Annotated in this window: 9 protein-coding genes and 1 tRNA gene; 8 read left to right on the plus strand and 2 right to left on the minus strand. The window is 32.6% G+C overall.

Annotated elements, in window-relative coordinates:
- The 8 genes from AABJ49_RS13890 to AABJ49_RS13925 form a co-directional block, all read left to right on the plus strand.
- A partial coding sequence (locus AABJ49_RS13890; protein ID WP_338378892.1) for a S1 RNA-binding domain-containing protein occupies positions 1–1,136 on the plus strand: 1,136 nt, incomplete at its 5' end.
- Positions 1,137–1,219: 83 nt separating this feature from the next.
- Positions 1,220–1,606 (plus strand): DUF4258 domain-containing protein, encoded by a 387-nt coding sequence (locus AABJ49_RS13895; RefSeq protein WP_338378893.1) that lies wholly within the window; start codon positions 1,220–1,222, stop codon positions 1,604–1,606.
- Between the two features lie 84 nt (positions 1,607–1,690).
- Positions 1,691–1,765 (plus strand) — tRNA-Val (locus AABJ49_RS13900).
- 272 nt (positions 1,766–2,037) lie between these two features.
- Positions 2,038–3,282, plus strand: a complete 1,245-nt coding sequence (locus AABJ49_RS13905; protein ID WP_338378894.1) for a site-specific integrase — start codon at positions 2,038–2,040, stop codon at positions 3,280–3,282.
- A gap of 557 nt (positions 3,283–3,839) precedes the next feature.
- Positions 3,840–4,598 carry a hypothetical protein gene (locus AABJ49_RS13910; RefSeq protein ID WP_338378895.1) on the plus strand — a complete coding sequence of 253 codons (759 nt, stop codon included), beginning with the start codon at positions 3,840–3,842 and terminating at the stop codon, positions 4,596–4,598.
- Positions 4,599–4,634: 36 nt separating this feature from the next.
- Positions 4,635–5,027 carry a DUF5675 family protein gene (locus AABJ49_RS13915; protein WP_338378896.1) on the plus strand — a complete coding sequence of 131 codons (393 nt, stop codon included), beginning with the start codon at positions 4,635–4,637 and terminating at the stop codon, positions 5,025–5,027.
- A gap of 54 nt (positions 5,028–5,081) precedes the next feature.
- Positions 5,082–5,297 (plus strand): hypothetical protein, encoded by a 216-nt coding sequence (locus AABJ49_RS13920; protein ID WP_338378897.1) that lies wholly within the window; start codon positions 5,082–5,084, stop codon positions 5,295–5,297.
- Positions 5,284–5,460 carry a hypothetical protein gene (locus tag AABJ49_RS13925; RefSeq protein WP_338378898.1) on the plus strand — a complete coding sequence of 59 codons (177 nt, stop codon included), beginning with the start codon at positions 5,284–5,286 and terminating at the stop codon, positions 5,458–5,460. Before AABJ49_RS13920 ends, AABJ49_RS13925 begins: the two co-directional genes overlap by 14 nt.
- A gap of 74 nt (positions 5,461–5,534) precedes the next feature.
- Here AABJ49_RS13925 and AABJ49_RS13930 read toward each other — a convergent pair whose 3' ends face one another.
- Together AABJ49_RS13930 and AABJ49_RS13935 are read right to left on the minus strand one after the other, a co-directional pair.
- Positions 5,535–5,714 carry a hypothetical protein gene (locus AABJ49_RS13930; RefSeq protein ID WP_338378899.1) on the minus strand — a complete coding sequence of 60 codons (180 nt, stop codon included), beginning with the start codon at positions 5,712–5,714 and terminating at the stop codon, positions 5,535–5,537.
- A 29-nt stretch (positions 5,715–5,743) separates the two neighbouring features.
- Entirely contained in the window at positions 5,744–6,166 is a 423-nt protein-coding gene (locus AABJ49_RS13935) for a hypothetical protein (RefSeq protein WP_338378900.1), read from the minus strand.
- Positions 6,167–7,712 lie beyond the last annotated feature (1,546 nt).

The following is a 7,712-nucleotide window of genomic DNA, read 5'->3' on the forward strand; positions in this document are numbered from 1 at the left end:
GTCAATTAGAAAAAGGACAAGTATTAGAAGGTGTTGTTAAAAACATTACTTCTTATGGTGTGTTCATTGACTTAGGTGGAGTTGATGGTTTAATTCACATTACTGACTTATCTTGGTCTAGAATCAATCACCCAAGTGAAGTATTAGAATTAGATCAAAAATTAAACGTTGTAATCCTTGATTTCGATGATGAGAAAACAAGAATTCAATTAGGTTTAAAACAATTAAACGCTCATCCTTGGGATGCTTTAGGTGCTGACTTAGCTGTTGGAGATAAAGTAAAAGGTAAAGTAGTTGTTATTGCTGACTATGGTGCATTCGTAGAAGTAGCTGAAGGAGTTGAAGGACTTATTCACGTTTCTGAAATGTCTTGGTCAACACATTTACGTTCAGCACAAGATTTCATGAAAATCGGTGATGAAGTAGAAGCAGTTGTTTTAACATTAGATAGAGATGACCGTAAAATGTCATTAGGTATCAAACAAATGACTCAAGATCCTTGGACAGATATTACATCTAAATTCCCAGTAGGTTCAACTCACACAGGTATCGTAAGAAACTTTACAAACTTTGGTGTATTTGTTGAATTAGAAGAAGGAATTGACGGTTTAGTTTATATCTCTGATTTATCTTGGACTAAGAAAATCAAACATCCATCAGAATTTGTAAATGTTGGTGATAACTTAGAAGTTATAGTATTAGAATTAGATGTTGACGGACGTAAATTATCTTTAGGTCACAAACAAACTACTGCTAATCCTTGGGATAAATATGAAGATGCATTCGCTGTAGGAACTATCCACAATGGTGAAATTGCTGAAATCGTTGACAAAGGTGCAACTGTAGAATTTGGTGATGATATCGTTGCTTTTATTCCAACAAGACACTTAGAAAAAGAAGACGGTAAAAAATTGAAAAAAGGGGAAACTGCTGATTTCAAAGTTATCGAATTCAATAAAGAATTTAAAAGAGTAGTGGCTTCACATACTGCAATTTTCCGTGAGGAAGAAGAAAAGAATGTAAAAGCGGCTGTTGAAACAAATTCTTCAAACAACAATGCTGAAAAATCTACTTTAGGAGATATCGATGCATTAGCTGATTTAAAAGCTGCAATGGAGAAAAAAGAGAAAAAATAATTTTTCTTTTCTTACTATATCAAAAGCCCTAATTTTTTAGGGCTTTTGTTTTTTTAAATGTATTTTTGCAAAAAAAATAAAGAATGAGTTTACGTTATAGAATGGCTTTTTATCTATTTGGATTAATGGTCGGAATTATATTTGTGTATTTTTTTATGACTAAAAAAGCGGAAGCAAGTGGAGTAACTTTTTGTTATTTGCCAAATTGTAGAGTTTTAAAAGATATTCGTTCAAAGCCTCTTAAAATAGGTGATGAAGCAAATAAGAAATTTGAAGAAAAATGGGTTACTTTAGAAGATATAAAAATGAGTTTAGAACATGGTGATATAGATTTTTCAAAAAGCAACAAACCTTTTGAAAAAGGTAAATTATATATTATTGAAGGAAAAACTGTTGCAAATCAAGATATTATAATTGAGATGGTGAATTATAATGATAAAGTAGTTTTAAAAGATATTCAAAAAGAATAAATTTTATTAAAAAACACTTGCAAATAGCAAATTCTAACGTATATTTGCACTCGCAATACGGAACAAGTATGGCAAAATAAAATAGGGCGATTAGCTCAGCTGGTTCAGAGCACCTCGTTTACACCGAGGGGGTCGGGGGTTCGAACCCCTCATCGCCCACACATTTAAAAACAAATGGTCACAAAAGCCGATAAATCTTAAGATTTATCGGCTTTTTACTTTGGGACATATACCAAATTATTCATTCAATCTTAATGCGAAAGGGACAAAATCGAGACCCTAAAAATTTCTACAATTTTAGGTCTCGCTAAATTCTCTCAAGCTCTGTAAACACTGTACTAACAACCAGTTTAATACTGGTTCAAAAAGTGTACATCTTGTTTACTAAAAGTTTAAAAATTAAATTGAATAGTAATTAAAAGGTCACCACCATGAAAGCAAAAATCACTGTGCATATTTATGCAAAAACTTCAAAAGCTAACAAAAACGGTCAATTGCCAATTTATTTCAGGCTAACTGTAAATGGAGAACGTTTTGAATTCAGCACCAAGAAATTCATAGATAGATCAAAATGGTCCTCGGAACAATCAAAAATGAAAGGCAACTCAGAAGAAGCCAGGTCATTAAATAACTATCTGGATTTAATCAAATCAAAGGTTTTTGATATTCACATGGTATTACTTCACAAGAACGAAGAAGTATCAATAGAAAATTTTAAATCAAGACTTACAGGAACACATGAACGTGAGCGAATGATTATTCCAATATATCAAAGCCATAATGATAAAATTAAAGATTTGATTGGAAATGGTTATGCTTATGGAACACTAGAACGTTTCAAAATTTCATTAAAACATCTTCAAGAGTTTATCCTTTGGAAATACAACGTAAATGATATAAGCATCCATAAAATAGACTATGCCTTTGTAACGGAGTTTGAGTTTTATTTAAGGAGTGTTAAAAAGTGTAATAACAATACAGCTGTTAAATATGTTAGAAACTTCAGAAAAATAATCAAAATATGCCTTGATAATGATTGGTTGGATAAAGACCCAACTACTCGATATGAAGGTAAAATGAAAGAAGTGGAAAGAGATTTTCTAACTGAAGAGGAATTATTGAAAATCTATAGCAAGAAAATTTCATCTGAAAGACTTCAATTAGTTAGAGATATTTTCATTTTTTCTTGCTACACAGGCTTGGCTTATATTGATGTGAAAGGATTGAAAAAAGACCATATTGGTATTGGTATTGATCGCGAAAAATGGATTTTCAAAAACCGTCAAAAAACAGAAACAAAATCTAAAATTCCAGTACTCCCAATAGTTGAAGAAATTATTGAAAAATACTGTAATCACCCCAAATGCTTAAATGATAATACTATTTTACCAATACTCACTAACCAAAAGATGAATGCCTATTTAAAAGAAATTGGTGATTTATGCGAAATTCCAAAAGAAATAACTTTCCATATGGCGAGACATACGTTTGCCACCACAGTAACTTTGACTAATGGAGTACCTATTGAAACCGTCAGCAAAATGTTAGGACACAAAAATCTACATACCACACAGCACTATGCAAAAGTATTAGATAGAAAAGTTAGTGATGACATGAAAATTCTGAAAAATAAGCTTTCAATTGAAAATATAGAATCAAAATTAAGAAGTGTGTAGAGTTAAATCTTTTACTATTAGATGTTTAAAATATGAACTGGTAAGAATTAATTATAGTTAAAGGTGGTTACATTAATCTTCCTTAATCTAACCGAATATAAGATGAGTTACTTGTTCATATTTTATGCCACTATATGTGCAGAACTCTTCAATTGTTAGGAACTCGTTTTCGAGCTTGTTGAGGTCTTTTTTTATCTTTTGCATCAATCTAGTACTTTGACGATAACTCTTGCCTGTTATTCGTTGTATGTCCTTCGGATAGATGCAAACCCTCTGACTATTCAATTTCATACTTTAACTATACCTTTGGTTGGGCTTTAACTTACTTCTGATGTGCAGAAAATCTACTGCAATTTAATCATTTTTTATTAGACTTTTTTAATGTGTTTTTATGTTTGTTTTGGACAGTTATGTCATTTTTGGACATATGGTACAGTCTTGATTTTTTTTTTAGCTAAATGTTATATAAACTTTGTATTAATCATTCGGAAAGTGGTTGCAACCTGTTGATAGAGTGAAGGAGATTTTAAATGATTGTTTAATTAAAATTTGAAGTTATGGCTAGACAGAAAGGCATAATTAAATTAAAGGGTACTATTGGAGATATTACTTTTTATAAAACCCAAGATGGACATTTGGCTCGTGAGAAAGGTGGTATTGAAGCTAGTAGAATTGCTAGTGATCCTGCATTTCAGAGAACGCGTGAGAATGGGGCTGAATTTGGTAGAGCTGGAAAAGCTGGAAAGCTTTTAAGAACGGCTTTGAGACCATTACTATTGAACTCTGCTGATGGTAGAATGGTGAGTCGTTTGACGCAAAGAATGGTGAAAGTTATTCAAGCGGATTTGATTAGTGAGAGAGGTTTGAGAAACGTAATTGATGGAGAAGCTGAATTGTTATTTGGATTTGAATTCAATATTCGTGGGAAGCTTGGAACATCGTTGTTTGCTCCTTATGTTGCCACAATTGACCGTGTAGCTGGAGAAATTAAAGTGGATTTAGTTTCTTTTATACCTGCGAATATGATTGCAGCTCCTAGCGGAACAACTCACTTTAAAATCATTTCTGGAGGTGCTGAAGTGGATTTTGAAACGGAAACTTTTGTAGTTTCTAGTTCTGAAAGTGCGATTTTACCTTGGGATAGTACACCTACAGCTCCTATAAACCAAATAAACGCAGTTACTCCAGCAAGTACAAAACCATTATTTTTGGCTGTTGGTGTTGAATTTTATCAGCAAATAAATGGGCAAATGTATCCGTTGAAAAATGGTGCATATAATCCTTTATCGCTTGCTAAAGTTGATGGTGGAGTTTAATCTGAAGTTAGAATTTGGAAATCAGAATTTAGAAGTATGATACTATTTTTAACAAGAACTTATTTCCCTGAAGGAACGAATGGAACACTGATGTGTGAAGGTAAATTGGTTTGCCATACCATAGGATTACCTTGGAAGAGAAATGAAAAGAGAGTGTCCTGTATTCCTGAGGGGAGATATTTTATTAGAAAGCGATATAGTCAGAAGTTTAAGTGGCATTTGGAGGTTGTTGATGTTAAGAACAGAAGTTATATTTTGTTTCATCCGGCTAATAATGCTTTGCAAGAATTGAATGGTTGTATTGCTCCGGTAACTAAACTTTCTGGTCCAGGTTTAGGATTGATGTCACGAAAAGCATTTGAGAAGCTAAAAACATTAGTTTATCAAACTTTAAATGATAAAGAAAGTGTTGAATTGATTGTTGAATAGATTCCGTTTATGATGGAGAGATTTTCATCTACATGGAAATAAAAAATATAAATTATGAAAAAAATTGTAAATAGAGTTACATCTCCTACACCAAAGTTTTTTAAAGTGCTTCGAAATGTTGGTTTAGCTTTGGCTGCTGTTGGTGGAACGATTTTAGCTGCTCCAATTGCTTTACCAGTACTAGTTACAACTATTGGAGGATATATGGCTATTGCTGGAGGAGTTTTGACAGCAACTAGTCAGCTTACTACAACTGATGACAGCGAATAACCATACTCTAATGGGGACGGCTGGAGGCACATTTTTAAGTATGATACCGAATATAAATTCTGAAGATATTGTAAAAACAATTATTTTAGCTTCCGTTGGAGCAATTGTCAGTTTTATGATTTCAATACTGCTTAAAAGCCTACAAAAGAAGCACAAAAAATAAGTTTAGCCCTAGTTGTGGTGACCTTTGGGTTAAACAAATTGAAAGCCAAGTCGAGAGACCTGGCTTTTTTGATTTTAAATTTCTCCAAATTGATTAAGCTTTACCTCAACCACTTCTACTTTAGAATTACACCAATATAATTCATTATATTCAGCAAAATCTAATGCTTTTTTTCTACTATCAAATACTCCAAAAAAAACTCTTGAAGCTTTTGATTTCCAGCTGTCTGTTTGAAATAATATGAATATACTCATTTCTATTGTATTTTAAGATTTATATTAAATTAACGGTTGCAATAGCGATAAAGAATAACCTTTCTTAAATCATTAATAAGATTTATATGCTCGTTGAATCGCTTTTCAGACTGCTCCAATAGTTTTAAAGTTTGCACGTTTTTAATGTGTTCTTCATGGTCTTTTATTTCTTGATTGACTTTGTCTGAAAACTCTTTTCTAACATCATGTAAGCGTAAAAATGGAATAACAGAGCCACAAAGAAATTGATGCCAGAATTTTGTTTTCCAGAGTGCATAAGCTGTTAAATTAACGTTCTCGAAATCTTCTTTGTGTTCGAAAATAACTACGAAACTGTTTGTGAATGGCTCATTTGATGGCTTTCCACTGTTTAGACCTTTGTTTAAAATGAATAGATGAGGATTCTTGTAAATTGTACCTTTTCTGTGGGTTTTAATGACAAATTTTAGCATAAGATTGGCTTTTAAATTGGTTAGATTTTCAATTTTCTGCCTTGTTTCTTATGAAATGCAGGTGTGCCTCGCTATGCTCGACACATAAATTTTTTCAAAAGAAAAAAAGAAAAAAAAGAAAGCCATTCGTCTAGTGGTAGGTTTCAAAAAAGCAAGTTTTTCAGGAAAAATACTACCCTTATGAGTGATTAGTAATTAGTGACTAGTGATTAGTCAAAATGGAAATGTATGGGTGGAGATTTTTTCTGAAACCCGAAGGGCTTGAACTTGCTTTTTTGTAAACCTGGAACTTATCTTTGCTTCCTTTTTTTTTATTTATTTTTTTTGAATTTCAAATCAATTGTTGTTTTGAAATCGGATGTGATTTTGGTATCGTTCTATCTTACGTGATTGTTTTTTGGAATGTGAGAGTTGTTTAAAGGGTATTGAATTTTAAAACAGGATAAATTACCATAGGCAATTCAATTTTATAACTTTTATCCTGTTTTAAAATTTAATACTCTTTTTTGGATTTGATTTTTGAGGATGCTTTGTTAGTGTTCAGCTATCAGTTTTTAGTGTTCAGTAAAATGGTGCTAATGGAAATGGGAAGCATCTTCAAAAAACAATGCATTATCTTACCTAGTGCGATGGGGCAGAAGCGCAGGCAAGGGTATTGTTTTTTATTTGTTTACTGGGATTTTTGTGATTGCTTTTATGGTAGCTGATGCCTTTGATTAAGTGTTCAGTGTACAGAAGATAATATCCAGTTGTTGTGGAAAGAAGTAAGGCATCTAGCTATCGTGAAAGCAATGAAGTTAGTGGTTACTGGCAAATGAAAAACAATACTCTTGCTGGGTAATTTGATTTTTGTGAATGCCGAATTTTGAGTAATTAGTGAATAGTGAATAGTGATTAGAGGGTTGAGAGGATTATGGAAGCATTTACAAAAAACAATGCAAATACTACCTTTTTAACCACAAAGAAGCTAAAGACAGTGAACGGAAAAGTAAATTAATAAAGGAAAAGAAACGGTTTTTTCAATTGAAAAAAGCATTTGTTAATGGCAGTGGTGAAGGACGTATTTTTAAAAACTGGGTGGTGCGATGGGGTTTTTAAAAATGTTGTCCTGGAGCCACTGACTCATGCGGTGGGCGAGCGGCTGTTTAACATAATGTCATCTTATGGTGCGTGACAAACCCGATTTCAATTTATAAAGCTGTTATGCACTATAAGACTGCATTATGTTAAACAGCTTGGGGGAAAAAATTACTGGCATGAGTTGCGTAGCGTACGAGTTTTTGTTTTGAGCGTTGGGCAAGCTCTTTGACTGATGGCTTATTGGGTTTTCATTATTAAACAAAATGTTTTAGCCAACAGGCAAAGTGCTTGATGTGCGTTGGGACAAAAACCATGACAGTAATTTTTTTTGGAGCGTAGGGAAGGAGTGGAATTAGTTTTCAAAACTGTATTTTTACTTATGATTCTCAATGCATGGTGTTGATGCATATTTGAAGCACCGTTGTGAATTGCTTTCAAAATTGTATTTTTACTCATGATTCTCAAC

It is taken from the genome of uncultured Flavobacterium sp. (genome assembly GCF_963922255.1).
Taxonomy (GTDB): Bacteria; Bacteroidota; Bacteroidia; order Flavobacteriales; family Flavobacteriaceae; genus Flavobacterium.

Excerpts from the sequence above, each read along its gene's own strand:
- AABJ49_RS13930 (WP_338378899.1), bottom strand. The coding sequence starts at position 5,714 with ATGAGTATATTCATATTATTTCAAACAGACAGCTGGAAATCAAAAGCT.
- AABJ49_RS13920 (WP_338378897.1), top strand. The coding sequence starts at position 5,082 with ATGAAAAAAATTGTAAATAGAGTTACATCTCCTACACCAAAGTTTTTT.
- AABJ49_RS13910 (WP_338378895.1), top strand. The coding sequence starts at position 3,840 with ATGGCTAGACAGAAAGGCATAATTAAATTAAAGGGTACTATTGGAGAT.
- AABJ49_RS13915 (WP_338378896.1), top strand. The coding sequence starts at position 4,635 with ATGATACTATTTTTAACAAGAACTTATTTCCCTGAAGGAACGAATGGA.
- AABJ49_RS13925 (WP_338378898.1), top strand. The coding sequence starts at position 5,284 with ATGACAGCGAATAACCATACTCTAATGGGGACGGCTGGAGGCACATTT.
- AABJ49_RS13895 (WP_338378893.1), top strand. The coding sequence starts at position 1,220 with ATGAGTTTACGTTATAGAATGGCTTTTTATCTATTTGGATTAATGGTC.
- AABJ49_RS13905 (WP_338378894.1), top strand. The coding sequence starts at position 2,038 with ATGAAAGCAAAAATCACTGTGCATATTTATGCAAAAACTTCAAAAGCT.
- AABJ49_RS13935 (WP_338378900.1), bottom strand. The coding sequence starts at position 6,166 with ATGCTAAAATTTGTCATTAAAACCCACAGAAAAGGTACAATTTACAAG.